Origin of the sequence: Methanimicrococcus hongohii (assembly GCF_032594095.1) — an archaeon.
Lineage (GTDB): Archaea > Halobacteriota > Methanosarcinia > Methanosarcinales > Methanosarcinaceae > Methanimicrococcus > Methanimicrococcus hongohii.
Window position 1 is genome coordinate 834699 of record NZ_CP131059.1, and the last position, 13488, is coordinate 848186.

General features: G+C 39.1%; 15 protein-coding genes. 9 read left to right on the top strand and 6 right to left on the bottom strand.

The annotated features are described in order from the left end of the window. The first annotated feature begins 300 nt into the window (after window positions 1-300). The 3 genes from MmiHf6_RS03825 (at window position 301) to pyrH (ending at window position 2162) form a co-directional block, all read left to right on the top strand. Window positions 301-870 carry an ADP-ribosyltransferase gene (locus MmiHf6_RS03825; RefSeq protein ID WP_316558381.1) on the top strand — a complete coding sequence of 190 codons (570 nt, stop codon included), beginning with the start codon at window positions 301-303 and terminating at the stop codon, window positions 868-870. Next, window positions 867-1088: a hypothetical protein gene (locus tag MmiHf6_RS03830; RefSeq protein WP_316558382.1), complete on the top strand. Its 222-nt coding sequence runs from the start codon at window positions 867-869 to the stop codon at window positions 1086-1088. Before MmiHf6_RS03825 ends, MmiHf6_RS03830 begins: the two co-directional genes overlap by 4 nt. A 378-nt stretch (window positions 1089-1466) precedes the next feature. Continuing rightward, complete coding sequence (pyrH, locus tag MmiHf6_RS03835; RefSeq protein ID WP_316558383.1) at window positions 1467-2162, top strand: UMP kinase; 696 nt, start codon at window positions 1467-1469, stop codon at window positions 2160-2162. A gap of 311 nt (window positions 2163-2473) precedes the next feature. Here pyrH and MmiHf6_RS03840 read toward each other — a convergent pair whose 3' ends face one another. From MmiHf6_RS03840 to thiM, 3 genes are all read right to left on the bottom strand, one after another. Further along, window positions 2474-3178, bottom strand: coding sequence for a thiamine phosphate synthase (locus MmiHf6_RS03840; RefSeq protein ID WP_316558384.1), 705 nt, complete (start codon window positions 3176-3178; stop codon window positions 2474-2476). A gap of 24 nt (window positions 3179-3202) precedes the next feature. After that, window positions 3203-3535, bottom strand: coding sequence for a thiamine-binding protein (locus MmiHf6_RS03845; RefSeq protein ID WP_316558385.1), 333 nt, complete (start codon window positions 3533-3535; stop codon window positions 3203-3205). A 61-nt stretch (window positions 3536-3596) separates the two neighbouring features. Next, entirely contained in the window at window positions 3597-4454 is an 858-nt protein-coding gene (gene thiM, locus MmiHf6_RS03850; protein ID WP_316558386.1) for a hydroxyethylthiazole kinase, read from the bottom strand. 281 nt (window positions 4455-4735) lie between these two features. Between thiM and MmiHf6_RS03855 the strand changes: the two genes are divergently transcribed. Continuing rightward, window positions 4736-5821: a D-aminoacyl-tRNA deacylase gene (locus MmiHf6_RS03855; protein ID WP_316558387.1), complete on the top strand. Its 1086-nt coding sequence runs from the start codon at window positions 4736-4738 to the stop codon at window positions 5819-5821. A gap of 339 nt (window positions 5822-6160) precedes the next feature. Next, window positions 6161-6997 carry an AmmeMemoRadiSam system protein B gene (gene amrB, locus MmiHf6_RS03860; RefSeq protein ID WP_316558388.1) on the top strand — a complete coding sequence of 279 codons (837 nt, stop codon included), beginning with the start codon at window positions 6161-6163 and terminating at the stop codon, window positions 6995-6997. Between the two features lie 122 nt (window positions 6998-7119). Here the strand turns inward: amrB and MmiHf6_RS03865 are convergent, their stop codons facing one another. Then, complete coding sequence (locus MmiHf6_RS03865) at window positions 7120-7329, bottom strand: hypothetical protein (protein WP_316558389.1); 210 nt, start codon at window positions 7327-7329, stop codon at window positions 7120-7122. 328 nt (window positions 7330-7657) lie between these two features. Then, window positions 7658-8191 carry a shikimate kinase gene (locus MmiHf6_RS03870; protein WP_316558390.1) on the bottom strand — a complete coding sequence of 178 codons (534 nt, stop codon included), beginning with the start codon at window positions 8189-8191 and terminating at the stop codon, window positions 7658-7660. A 378-nt stretch (window positions 8192-8569) separates the two neighbouring features. On the opposite strand from MmiHf6_RS03870, the gene MmiHf6_RS03875 reads away from it, so the two are divergent. The 4 genes from MmiHf6_RS03875 to MmiHf6_RS03890 all read left to right on the top strand — a co-directional run bounded on the left by MmiHf6_RS03875 (window position 8570) and on the right by MmiHf6_RS03890 (window position 12490). Then, complete coding sequence (locus MmiHf6_RS03875) at window positions 8570-9610, top strand: inorganic phosphate transporter (RefSeq protein ID WP_316558391.1); 1041 nt, start codon at window positions 8570-8572, stop codon at window positions 9608-9610. Between the two features lie 168 nt (window positions 9611-9778). Continuing rightward, window positions 9779-10819, top strand: a complete 1041-nt coding sequence (locus MmiHf6_RS03880) for an inorganic phosphate transporter (RefSeq protein WP_316558392.1) — start codon at window positions 9779-9781, stop codon at window positions 10817-10819. Window positions 10820-11075: 256 nt separating this feature from the next. Next, entirely contained in the window at window positions 11076-11771 is a 696-nt protein-coding gene (locus tag MmiHf6_RS03885; RefSeq protein ID WP_316558393.1) for a TIGR00153 family protein, read from the top strand. 389 nt (window positions 11772-12160) lie between these two features. Then, window positions 12161-12490 carry a hypothetical protein gene (locus MmiHf6_RS03890; RefSeq protein ID WP_316558394.1) on the top strand — a complete coding sequence of 110 codons (330 nt, stop codon included), beginning with the start codon at window positions 12161-12163 and terminating at the stop codon, window positions 12488-12490. Between the two features lie 39 nt (window positions 12491-12529). On the opposite strand, the gene MmiHf6_RS03895 is transcribed toward MmiHf6_RS03890, so the two are convergent. Continuing rightward, on the bottom strand, window positions 12530-12946 hold the full coding sequence (locus tag MmiHf6_RS03895; protein WP_316558395.1) for a hypothetical protein: 417 nt from the start codon (window positions 12944-12946) through the stop codon (window positions 12530-12532). Window positions 12947-13488 lie beyond the last annotated feature (542 nt).

Below are 13488 nucleotides of genomic sequence, written 5' to 3' on the forward strand. Positions count from 1 at the left end.
TAAAATAAAAAATGAAAAATAAAAAATAAAACAATCTAAAATAATCCAATTAAAAAAAACGGAATCGTAAAGAACAGCGAATATAAAGTTATTGTTTTTGACAAAATCGAACAATTAAAATTAGAATTCAAAGTTTCGATCGATATGAGTAATTATTCCGACGATTCTAAATATTACAGATATTACAAAGCAGATGAAACAAAAGACAAAAAACTTGATATTAACTCGACAAATACAATTGCCGAAAAACTTGACTCGTTTAAAAAAGAGTTTCTGACGGCATATTATGAGCGAATAGATTTGACAACATTTGAAAAAGTTTGTATCGGAAATTATCAGGACAAACATTCTTGGAACGAGCAGAAAATTGATTGGTCATTTGATTTGCCGGAAACTTGGAAAAGTAAGCCTTGGTGTTATGCAATGAATAATTGCTGCCGATTTTTGAAATTCAAGAAAAATTTGATGAAAGAAGAAAGAGAATTAATTGAATTCAATATCAAAAATATTGATAATGCGATTCGGAAAAGCAGAGCGGATAAAGAATATACAGTATACCGGGGTGTAAAAGATATAGACTGGATAAAAAATCCGAGTGTGGACGGCACATTTACAGAAGATGCTTTTGGAAGTTTTACATTAGATATCTACAGAGCGTTTGAATATACAAATTCTGAAAATCCCATAATATTTCAATTAAAATTGAAAAAAGGAATGAATGCATTGTATTTTGACAGCAGTGAAAATGAAATAGTACTCCCAAGAAAATCAACATACATAATTACAAAAATCGAAAATATCTTCGTAGAAGATTTTAAAAAGATTGTAAACATACATCATATTGAAAAAATAGAAGAAGTGAAAAAATGAGACATGAATCATTTAGTGAGATATTCAGATATATCGGACAATCTCCGAAACCGACTCCGGAAGAAGCAGAAAAAAGAGAGAAAGCAATAAAAGAGGGACAAGAAGATTTTAAACGTCAAATTCAAAGACTCAAAAAAGGAATTCAATTGGATGGAACACGTTATCCCGAAGAAGATTTGATTAAAATCAGAGCAATGTTCGGAGAACTTGAAGAATGAATTGCAAACATAGATACAATTCATTTGCCGAACCTTTTTACATCATATTTTTCATACAACTCATTTTATTTCATTTTATTTTCCTTCTTAATTTTATCTTTTAAAAATTTTTTATATTTTAAGCAGGCGCCGTTTGCATGCGATTCGCTCCGGATTTGTTTTTTTGATTTTGAGAAATAAATCCTTTAAAATTATTGAAATAGCAAAACAAACAAAAAACAAAAAACAAAAACAAAAACAAAAACAAAAATCAAAAATCAAAAATCAAAAAATCCTGACGATAGATTTAAAAATTTAGTCCTGCTTTGTAATTTGATTCAGCATTTAAATATTAATAAAAATAGAAAAAAAACTCATCATTTTTCAGGAAGAAAATTCATGTTTATTGTTATGTCTCTCGGCGGTTCGATTTTAGCAGGCGATTTGGATTCCGAACGTTTTAAAACGTACGCGGATGCAATTTTAAAAATATCCGAGAAGCATCAGCTTCTTCTTGTTGTCGGCGGCGGCGTTTACGCGCGCAAATATATTGAAGTCGCTCGCGGAATCGGTGCCGACGAAGTCACTTGCGATTTCATCGGAATTGATGTGACGCGCATCAACGCCAAACTTCTCATTTCCGCGCTCGGAAAAGCCGCATATCCGGAAGTTCCGACAAATTACAATGAAGCTGCCCTCGCTTTTGAATCCGGAAAAATTGTCGTCATGGGAGGCGTTCTTCCCGGACAAACCACCGACGCTGTTTCTGCGGCGCTTTCGGAATATCTCGGCGCAGACCTTTTCCTGATTCCGACATCTGTTGACGGGATTTACTCCGCCGACCCGAATGTTGATAAAAATGCCGTCAAATACAAAACATTGACAGGCGCCGAACTTGTCAGAATGTCGGGCGAAACGTCTCTGAAAGCAGGATCAAAGTCGCCGATTGACCCGATTGCCTGCAAATTGATTGACAGAAGCGGCATCAGAACGATTGTTTTGGACGGGCGCGACCCGAAAAATCTGCCGGAAATTATTGAAGGCGAAGAGAAAGGACCGCAAAAAGAATGCAGCGGAACGATTATAACGCCGTGAATTTTAATTAAAAGATTTCTTTCAACTTCTTTTTTCGAATTTGGCGGCTTTGTGTAAAGTCAATTTTTCATTCCGAATTCACAGAGCATCTGTTTTTGATATTTTAAAAACGAGAGGCAGGCTTTGGAAATTGACCGAAAACGGAACTGTTCGCGCGCGGCGGCGGTCGCTGACGCCGAGCTGCAAATGCGCAAACCGAATTGAAAACGGCAATATTTGAAATAATATTTAAAATAATAAATGATATATTTCTGCTGAAATCAGACACTTTTGAACTTTTTGCACAAAGCCGAATTCTTTATTTTGCCGATTTATTTTTTACAATTTGCTTTCCATGATTCGATCAGTTCGGCTGCCGCGATTTTCGGGTTATCGGCTTCGGAAACGGCTGAAATCACGAAAAATCCGCTGATACCTGTTTTCGCAAGCTCGGGAATGTCTGCGCGTTTGACACCGCCGCCGACAACAACCGGAATCGGGCTTAAGTCTGCCAATCGGCTGATTTCTTCAAAACTTCGAGTAATGACTTTTCCGTCAAGATCGGTGCCGCAATCAGTTTTCGTCTGCGTTTCGTGAAGAGGCCCCGCGCCGAAATAATCAATTTGACTGACATCCGTTGTTTGAATGTAATCAAATAATTCATTGGTTTGAGCCGACAGCCCGACAATTGATTCTTCTCCTAAATATTCGCGGCAGACGCTGACCGGAATATCGGATTGCCCGACATGGATCCCGTCCACTTTGATGCCGTCTTTTCGGGCGGCCAATATCACATCTAACCGATCATTGACGACAAGTGCCGTTTTGTCGGATTGCCCCGCTTTTTCAATAATATCAGCCGCCAGGCATGTCAATTCGATCAATTCTCGCGCCGATGCTGTTTTTGAGCGAATTTGAATACAAGTATATCCGGCTTCAACGACCGCTTCAAGTATCGGTGCAATCGGTCGCCCTTTTGTGTTTTCAGGACCGATGACAAGGTAAGCTGAAATATCTAAATTGTCACGAATGCTCATATTAATCCTCAATTTTCATTCCGATTATTTTGACTCCATTTCGGAATCATTTTTTGAAGTGCCGTCAATCGCCCGGTCCAATCGGTCGAGTTTCCCGTTTAACATATTCGTGTAACCGGGGCGAATATCGGCTTTTAAAACAACTTCCGTCCGAATTCCTTTTTCCGCCAAAACAAAAGTTGCGTCCTTGACAACCTTCATCACTTCATCCCATTCTCCTTCAATTTCAGTAAACATCGAATTTGTTTTATTGGGAAGTCCGGACTCGCGAATGATTCGGATAACTTCAGCAACCTCTTTTGAAATCTCATCGCCGACGCCGAAAGGCGCAATCGCAACCGCAATTAATGTGTTCATGAATTAAATCTCCTCTTTTTGAATCGTCTTTAAATTTTATTTCAACTTCACCGTTTCAATTTCACACCGTTTCAATTTCAAACGGATTAGTTGCAATGTCTTCAGCCGTTGCATTATATAATTCATCCAAGAAATGGACTTGGAACCTGCCGGGCCCGTCCGCTTTTTGCTCGGCGCGCTTTCCGGCCAGATTGTAGACAGCCGTTGCCGTAAGCGCCGCCGTGAACGAATCGCTTTCTGCCGCATAAACAGCAGCAACTCCGCCTAAAGAACAGCCTGACCCTGTAATTTTTTCCATGAAATGAGATCCGCCGTGAGAAAACGCGATTATTGACCCGTTTGTTACTAAATCCGTTTCACCGGAGACGGCAACTGCCCCGCCCGTCCATTTCGCAAGACTGACGGCCGCTTCTTTTGCAGCAATAACCGCATCTGTAGAATCCACGCCTCTGACATTTGATTTGTTTTCGCCGCCGAGTCCCCAGAGACCCGCAAGCGCAATTATTTCAGAAGCGTTGCCGCGAATAATAGAGGGTTTGTATTCTTTAAATTGTAAAAGCGCCTTTGTTCGAACGGATCCGATCCCGATTGCAACAGGATCAAGCACCCACGGTTTGCCGGCATCATGAAGTGTCTTTGCCGTCTGCGGAAGCGTTTCTTCATGAATCGGGAGAAGACCGCCGACATTTATGTAAAAAGCATTTCCGGCATTCGCTAAAAATGCGCCTTCTTCGGGAAGAAAAACCATGGCGGCGGATCCGCCGACTGCCAACTGGGCGTTTGCAACAAAATGAATCGTAATGACATTTGTGATAGAACCTGCAAGCGGATTTGAATTCCTGACGGCATTGACAGCCGCAATAATTTGATTTTGAATCATCGTCTTATTCATTTCATCCATTTTATTCATTTTATTCATTTTCGACACCTCATAAATTATTGGAAATATATTGAACACAAAAGAATTCAATTTTATTTTTTGAATGATATCTGAATTTGATTACCGAATGTGGTTATTTAAACCTGATTATTTGAATGATTTATTTATCAATTAATTGTAATGAACAGATTAACATTTTCAGCAATCATATTCAGCAATCATATTCAGCAATCATACCATCTGCTTCTTAATCCTCCCGTAATCATCAACCTTTCACAATCATTTTATAATCATTCCGTTCATTTTTAATGGTGAATTTCATGACAAAAACAAAAATCATTACGCTAATGTGCTGCCTTCCTGATTTGGCGAGCGTCAACATCAAAGACCGTCTTTTAGAATTGGAATCCTGGACAAAATCCGAGCTGCCGCCGGTTGAAAAAATGAAAGAAGGGCTTTTGAAATATCCCGTGACGTCTTCCGTATTGTATACAGAAGATAAAGGAAAAGAATTGTCCAATCTGTTCACTGAAGTTTATGAATTGAAAAAAGGAGACATTCTTCTTCGAATGATTTCAATTGACGGGCGAATCATTTTTCAGGATTATTTAGACAAACGCTTAGAAGAGTTAGGATTTGGCAGTGATTTGATTGTATTTTTATCCAAACACAAAAGTCAAAGCGAAACAAAAGCGCTGACAGCTCACGTCTCGGGCAATTATACCGATGCCGATTACGGCGGGCTCCCGTACGCGCTTCCGGTGCCTGCGCCGCTTGCAATGAAAAAACTGATTTTAGTCATGGATCGCCTGAACAATGAAACAGGACTCGGCTATGATGTGACATTTGAAGTCACACATCACGGGCCGACCGAGCTTGAAACACCGTCTCTGTTTGTTGAAATCGGAAGCACCGAAAAAGAATGGGTTGATCAAAAACCCGGCGTTATCGTCGCCAAATCTGTTTTGTCGCTTGCAGATCCCGATAATGTAAATACATTTGACACCGATGCAAATACAGATACGAATGAAAGTAATGAAAGACTCGCGCAGGAATCAAAGCTTTTGGAAAACAATACAATTGCTGTTGCTTTCGGCGGCGGCCATTACGGCGACCGGCAAACTGTCAGCCTGTTTCGAACAAGATTGGCTTTCGGACATATGTTTCCGAAATATCAGCTTGAAACAATCACGGAAGAATTGATATTAAAAGCGTTTGAAAAAACAGGCGCATCAATCGCATTTTTTGACAAGAAATCCATGCGCGGCCCGGACAGAAGGCGCATTACGGAAATATTGGAAAAAAACAATATTCCGATTTTAAATGACAAAGAATCGGTTGCCGAATACGGTGTCGGATTTAATTTGAGAGAAAAAGAAAACGGAAATGATGAAGAGTCCGATTGATTCGGCATTATACTTCAGTTTCTTTTTTTCAGTTTCTTTTTACTTTTCATATTTTTTCATTTTTTGTTTTTCATTTTTTGTTTTTCATTTGAGTTTCCGTCGTATTTTTACTATGTCTGATATAATTCGTTATATTTCAGTGCCGGGAAATATAATACGAAACATATATAATATTTAAAATATTATTTTCAAGTGCATTTAATTCATTCAAAAATCAAAAAATAAAATGAATTAAAACGAAACAAAAATAAAAATAATTTTAAAAATCAGATTTAAAATAATAATTCATATTTAAAAATTAAAAAACATTTTCAAGCTTGACATTTGGAGGAAAACGAAATGAGAGAACCGGTTGTCTCAGGATTATTCTACAGTCCCGATAAAGAAGGACTTAAAAAAGAAGCGGACAAATTATTTGAGGAAGCAAAAGGAAAATCGGAATATTCCGATAAAACTTTCGGCGTCATCAGCCCGCACGCCGGATATATTTTTTCGGGAAAAACTTCAGCCGCGGCAATTGCTTCAATTGCGGAAGCGGACACATACATTATTATCGGATCCAATCACACCGGACTCGGTGAATCACTCGCCTTTTCTCAAGATACCTGGAAAACGCCGTTAGGCGAAGTTGAAACCGACAAATTGATCGGGCGCAATTTTGACGGCACATGGATCGTTCACGATGAAGAAGCGCACGAAAGAGAACATTCAATTGAAGTGATTGTTCCGTTTTTGCAGCGCAAAATGGAAGGCAAGTCGTTTAAGATTTTCCCGATCGTCATGGGAGATCAAAACAGACCGGCAGCTGACGCGATCGCTCAAATTTTGATTCCGATGATGAAAGAAGGTGTCAAAAAAGAAAACGGCGAATACTTAAAACTCGCAATTATCGCGTCAAGCGATTTCTCCCACTATGTTCCCGAAGAATTCGCAAAAGAGCATGACGAGTCAATCATCAACAGAATTTTAGCGTTAGATGTTGACGAATTCTATGATTTCATCGACAAATATGATTCAACCATTTGCGGCTACGGTCCTGTCGCTGTTTTGATGATGGTTGCAAAAGCGGTCGGCTCAACAGCCAAGCTTTTGGAATACAGGACAAGCAACGAAGAAAGAGAATCGCGCGAAACGGCTGTCGTCGGTTACGCGGCACTGACTTTTACAAAACAATAAAGCAAACGCGATTACACATTTGTTTGAAAAAATAATTCAAAAGGCGATGTCGGCTTTTTTGATTTATTTTATTCTTTTTTTGATTTATTTTTTTATTTTCAATAACCGAGAGATCTTTTTTATTATTTTTTTGAAAAATGAAGCAGCGCGCGCGGCGGCAGCTGCCGGGCGGAAACAGCAAGGCAGCAGCAGCGGCAAACACAAACCTGGCCGACAGCGGAAACCAAATTAACAGCAACACAAATTAAAAGACAGTTGCATATTGGCAAGCTTAGCAGGGAGCCAACATCAGTAAAAACAGTCGCAAGAAAGCATTTGCCGGAACCGAGCACAGCTGAAAAATCGGACTGTTTTTAATTTTTCGTTTCGTATGGAAAGAATCCGCCAAGTCTCGTTTCCTCGCTCCGCTCGGAAACTTGAAACTTCGTTTCAAGTCCGGTTCGCCGCTTCGCGCCGCCCGGAACTCAAATTGTGGGGACGGTTTTTGAAAATTATCAAATCAAAAACAGAATGAAACATCGTTTTTATCAAAATTTTCAAAAACGGAACGCCTTCTTTTATCGAAATCTAAAAATTTAATTTTGGGGTTTTATCGGGCGTTCGGGTTCATTGATTTTATTAAAAGTTGGATGTTTGGATTTAGATGTTGATCGAATCGAATTAGAAAATATTATTTTGAATTTTCTCGGCGGTTTCCGTCACCAACTCTTCAATCGTTTTGTTATCGCCCGACACCGTAATATCGGCATATCTTTCATAAAGCGGGCGCCGTTCTTCATAGAGATTTTCCAAACTCTGACCGCTTTTGAGCGCGATGCCGCGCGTTGAAATATTTTGAATCCGGCGCATGATTTCAGGAAAAGAAACATCCAAATAAACGATTGTACCGATTTCTTTGAGCCGGTTCATCGATTTTTCGCCGTAAACAACGCTGCCGCCGGTTGAAATCACACTGTTTGAAGCTTGCAGATTTGAAATAATATTTTCTTCAATTTGAATAAAATCGGAAAAGCCGGCGGAATCAACAATATCTTGAAGCAGCATTCCTTCCTGCTGCTGAATCAAAAGATCAGTGTCTAAAAAAGAAAGCCCGAGAGACTTGGCAAGTAAAACGCCCGACGTGCTTTTGCCCGAGCCGGGCATGCCGATGAGAATGACATTTCCCGAATTTTTTATTTTGTTCATGCTTTTCATTTTTATTCACGTTTTCATTGTTTAACTTTTCATTTAATTCAGTTTTTGATTTGTTCAACTTTTCATTTAATTCACGTTTTCATTTTATCAGTTTTTCCGAATTTTCGGACTTTCAAAGCGTCATAATTTATCAATAACAAGAGAAATGATTTTCCGAGTGAAAAAATTTTCAAAATGCGAAGACATATTGAGAATATATATTCTACAAAAATAAGATTTATAACACATCCGATGTTTTTCACTTCATTTGATACAAATAATTTTACAAATAAAATGACGATAATAAATTTATAAATTTATCTGACATTGTTCATTTTGTTTGTTATTTTAATTTTATTCCATATTTACATAATTTGAACCGGACACACGGAGAATACAATGGATTTAATACTCGGCATTGCGCTTGTTTTAGCGGGCTTTTATATGGCTTGGAATATCGGCGCTAATGACCTCGCAAACGCAATGGGAACAACGGTTGGCTCTAAATCATTAACAATCAAACAAGTGATTGTGCTTGCAGCCGTTTTTGAACTTGCCGGCGCTCTGTTATTTGGAGGAAATGTGACAGGAACAATTGCAAAAGGCATTGTTCCGCTGGATTTGATTTCCGGAATCAGCGAACAAATCGTCGCAGTCGGCATGCTGGCCGCAATCTTGGCCGCCGCATTTTGGATCACACTTGCTACTTTTTACAATCTGCCGGTTTCAACAACGCACTCGATCGTCGGATCCGTCCTCGGTTTCGGCTTGGTTTGCGTCTTTTACGGCTACATCACCCTTACAGACATTCACTGGTCTGTTCTGCTCAGTATTGTTGCCAGCTGGTTTTTATCACCGGTCATCGGCGCAGTTCTCGCCTACCTCATTTTTTATATTGTCCGGAAAAAATTCCTCGCGAAATCCGAAAATGTTCCGGGCACCGAGAAAAAATTCATTTGGCTCCAAGTCGCAACCGCCTGTTTCATTGCGTTCGCGCACGGATCAAACGACGTTGCCAATGCCATCGGTCCGCTTTACGCCGTCTTTGATATGTACGGCTACAACGGATTCGGTCCGTTAACATTAGCCCAAGTTCTGCTTCTGCTGGGCGCAATCGGAATCGTCATCGGTTTATCCACGTGGGGATACAAAGTGATTGATACAGTCGGCAGCAAAATCACAGAATTAACGCCGACACGCGGTTTTTCTGCCCAATTCGCAACGGCTTCGGTTGTTTTGGCACACAGTTTTGTCGGACTTCCGATTTCAACAACGCATACCTTGGTCGGAGCGGTTATCGGTGTCGGCCTTGCCGGCGGTCTGTCAAGCGTGAACTTCAAAGTCATCAAAAACATCGTCAGTTCATGGTTTATTACCGTGCCTGTCGCTGCTATAACATGTATTATTATATTTTTCCCGTTGGGGTGGTTCTTCCTTTAATGATTTCATGAGAAAAATCAAAATTTATAATATTTATTTTGAAAATTTTATGATTTATTTTTGAAATTTTATGATTATTTCCAAATAATGAAAAACAAATATCATGAACCATGATTTTAATTTTTGATATTTTTCGTTCGTTGTTTATTTTTATACGGAGAAAATAAGATGGATATTATATTATTAATAGCGCTTGCATTGGCCGGTTTTTATATGGCCTGGAATATCGGCGCAAATGATTTGTCAAACGCAATGGGCACTTCTGTCGGATCCAAAGCGCTGACACTCAAACAAGTTATTGTGCTGGCAGCGATTTTTGAGCTGGCCGGCGCTCTTCTCTTCGGCGGCAATGTCACGGGAACGATTGCAAAAGGAATTGTTCCGCTGGACACGATTGCTGCCATTAATCCGACAATCGTTGCCGTCGGAATGCTGGCCGCAATTTTGGCAGCCGCGTTTTGGATCACATGCGCAACATTTTACAAACTGCCGGTTTCGACAACGCATTCGTTGGTCGGCGCCGTTGCCGGTTTCGGCATCATCAGTATCTTTTACGGTTATATCGGAACATCGGATATTCAATGGTTTGAATTGGTAAAGATTGCAGGAAGCTGGATTGTTTCACCGGTTCTCGGTGCAAGCGTTGCTTATCTTGCTTTCTTTGTTGTTCGAAAACTTTTCCTCAAGAAAGCGGAAGAAGTTGCAGGCGTTGAAAAGAAATTCGTTTGGCTTCAGATCGCTACGGCTTGTTTGATGGCGTTTGCGCACGGATCAAATGATGTTTCAAATGCGATCGGCCCGCTTTACGCTGTTTACAGCATTTACGGCTACGACGGATTCGGTCCGTTCGGTTTAACGACTGCTCTGCTGCTTCTCGGCGGTGTCGGCATTGTTATCGGTCTTGCCACATGGGGCTACAAAGTTATTGATACAGTCGGCACAAAGATTACGGAATTGACGCCGACGCGCGGTTTTTCAGCCGAATTCGCGACGGCTTCTGTCGTTTTGGCGAACAGTTTCATCGGGCTTCCGGTTTCGACAACGCATACTTTGATCGGATCAGTTATCGGCGTCGGTCTTGCCGGCGGCATTTCAAGCGTTAATTTGAGCGTGATTAAAAATATCGTTAAAACGTGGTTTATCACGGTTCCGATTGCCGCTTTGACATCTATGATCATTTTCGTTCCGCTGGCTTGGTTTTTTATGTAAAGTCGATAAAAATTGATAAGAAATCAATCAAAATAAAAAGGTCAACATAAAAGCCATAAAAAAGCCAATGACAAATCAATTAAATTTAAACGGCAAAGTCATCAAAAAAGAAATCGGTTGATTAAACCGTTTGAATGACAATTTGAGCGGCAAAGACTCAAAAAAGAGAAAGATATTATAGATGAATGATAGAATGAATGATAATACAAAAAAATAATATAAAAATAATATAGATATGTAATAAAAGGTGAGGAAAATGCCGAACAGATATATGAGATCAATTTTGAACATTTTTGTGGATTCGCCGATGGATGCATTGGAAGACCACTCCAAAAAAGTGATCGAAACTGTGGACCGGCTTTCTGAAATGCTTGACGTTTATCTGGACAACGACTGCACCAAAACCGAAGAATACTGCAAAATGATTGACGAATTGGAGCATGATGCGGATAAAATGAAACAGCAGTTTCAAATCGTCATGCCGAATTCCGTTGTTCTTCAATTGGATTCCAATGATCTTTTTGATTTTTTGAAAGCTCAGGACGGCATTGCAAACATCGCTCAAAATACAGCGCACTGGATGACGCTTCGCCCGTCCGAAGATATTCCGCAGGAAATCAAAGACGAGCTTCGCGAATTGATGAAAATGTCCATGAAATGTATTCGCGGCTACCAGGGCGTTATGTGCTGTCTTGAAAAAGTGGAAGCGACATCTTACAGCAAAATCGAAATCCACAAACTCATTGAGCAGATTCCCGAAATCGAAACAAACGAGTATGAAGTGGATATGTTTGAAATCAAGGTTCAAAAGACCCTTTTCGCATATGAAAAAGAAATCGGCGGCGCCGGCGTCTACCACATTTCACGCCTCATTGACAATATCGGCGATGTTGCAGATCAAACAGCGCATACCGTTGACAGAATGAGAAAACTTTTGATTAAAAAGACGTAATCGTCTTTTTCTTTACTTTTTTTAATTTTTTCTACTTTATTCTTCTTTTTTTCTACTTTTTTTCTATTTTTCTTTTCATTCATTCTTTTTTCGTATTTAGAATTTCATCCATTTTTTCAAGTTCAACCAAACCCTAAACATCCAATTTTAAGAAATTTGTTAAACCCGAACGCCCGATAAAACCCTAAACTTAAATTTTTAGATTTTATTTAAAAGAAGGCGTTCCTTTTTGATTATTTTGATAAAAATGATGTTTCAGTTTATCTGAAAATTGAATGAAATTTCAAAAACCGCCCCTCCAACGACGATTTTTCGAGCGAAGCGAGAAAAGGAGGAGATGGAGATTCTTTCCCATACGAAATAAAACACACAAACCGTCTGATTTTAAGTTGCATTCAGCTCTTGCAAAATGCCGTCTTGCGACTGTCTTTTGCTGTCAGTTCCGGGCTGAGCCTGCTCGTCTGCAACTGTCTTTTTACTGTCAACTTCGAGCTGGGCCTGCCAATCTGCAACTGTCTTTTAATGTTGCCGTGTCGGCCAGGTTTGCGTTTGCCGCCGCTACCTTGCCGTTACAATTGCCTGCCTTGTTTGCGTTGCTGCTTTCCCGACAGTCCGCCGCCGCGCGAGCCGCTCCGCTTTTCAATAATAATCAGAAAAAACGCCATCATTTTCAAAATAAAAACAAAACCGGAAAGGCTTCAATTATTACAAAAAAATAAAAAATAAAGATGAAAAATAAAAAATAAAAATAAGCGGCATTATGCCGCTGCCAAAAGCGGCGTACCTGCTTTTTGTTTCTTCGGATTAAGCTGATTTTTATCAATGCTGATGTAAAGCGCGTGATTCAGCACGAAAAGCATGGACAGAATAAGCGGAAGCTGTGAAGAAAGCAGACATCCTGCAGTCAGACAGACAGTTGCAAGCAAAAATAATGCAAACGTAAATCCTGTTGAAGACGCAAATCGGAGATTCAGCAAACTGCCGCTCATGATAACAGACTTTTTTAAATCGGATGACATCTTCACGTGATACGCGAGCAAAACGATTCCCATCAGCGGCGTCAAATAGACGAATATCAAAGGAATGGACCCCAAATACCACAAAAGGGCATAGGCCAAAATAATATAAAATCCGAGAAAAACATTGATGCCTTCCAAAACTTTGAATTTGGACATCACGGTTTCCCGAAAGAGTTTTTTCATTACCATCTCAATCACTCATAAATGTAATAACAATAAGAATAACAATTAAGCTTGCAGAAATTGCAAGAAGCAATAACAACAAAAATACAATTAAAATTACAATAAAATCAAGTACGATTCCCGCAAAATGAGAACAATTCAAGATTAACAGAAAAATAAAGACAAAACTACTATAAAAACTATATTTTATAGAGTTGTTTATATAATATATAGAATGAAAAATGATGAAAAACAGAACGGTCATTTTTAACAACAGTCAAACTAAAAACATAAAAATAAAAGAAATCTGAACCTGTTAAAGATAAAAAATCAAAACAGTAAAAGATGAAAAATCTAAACAGTAAAAAGATGAAAAATCAAAACAGTAAAAGATGAAAAATCAAAACAGTAAAAGATGAAAAATCTAAACAGTAAAAGATGAAAAAACTGACAGTTAATAGATAAAAAACTGAACAGTTAAAAGATAAGATAAAACGAATAAGAAATAAAAACAGAAATGAAAAGAATATAAAAAG

Coding starts and splice junctions, on each gene's coding strand:
- MmiHf6_RS03830 (WP_316558382.1), top strand. CDS start 867: ATGAGACATGAATCATTTAGTGAGATATTCAGATATATCGGACAATCT.
- pyrH (WP_316558383.1), top strand. CDS start 1,467: ATGTTTATTGTTATGTCTCTCGGCGGTTCGATTTTAGCAGGCGATTTG.
- MmiHf6_RS03840 (WP_316558384.1), bottom strand. CDS start 3,178: ATGAGCATTCGTGACAATTTAGATATTTCAGCTTACCTTGTCATCGGT.
- MmiHf6_RS03845 (WP_316558385.1), bottom strand. CDS start 3,535: ATGAACACATTAATTGCGGTTGCGATTGCGCCTTTCGGCGTCGGCGAT.
- thiM (WP_316558386.1), bottom strand. CDS start 4,454: ATGAATAAAATGAATAAAATGGATGAAATGAATAAGACGATGATTCAA.
- MmiHf6_RS03855 (WP_316558387.1), top strand. CDS start 4,736: ATGACAAAAACAAAAATCATTACGCTAATGTGCTGCCTTCCTGATTTG.
- amrB (WP_316558388.1), top strand. CDS start 6,161: ATGAGAGAACCGGTTGTCTCAGGATTATTCTACAGTCCCGATAAAGAA.
- MmiHf6_RS03870 (WP_316558390.1), bottom strand. CDS start 8,191: ATGAAAAGCATGAACAAAATAAAAAATTCGGGAAATGTCATTCTCATC.
- MmiHf6_RS03875 (WP_316558391.1), top strand. CDS start 8,570: ATGGATTTAATACTCGGCATTGCGCTTGTTTTAGCGGGCTTTTATATG.
- MmiHf6_RS03880 (WP_316558392.1), top strand. CDS start 9,779: ATGGATATTATATTATTAATAGCGCTTGCATTGGCCGGTTTTTATATG.
- MmiHf6_RS03885 (WP_316558393.1), top strand. CDS start 11,076: ATGCCGAACAGATATATGAGATCAATTTTGAACATTTTTGTGGATTCG.
- MmiHf6_RS03895 (WP_316558395.1), bottom strand. CDS start 12,946: ATGTCCAAATTCAAAGTTTTGGAAGGCATCAATGTTTTTCTCGGATTT.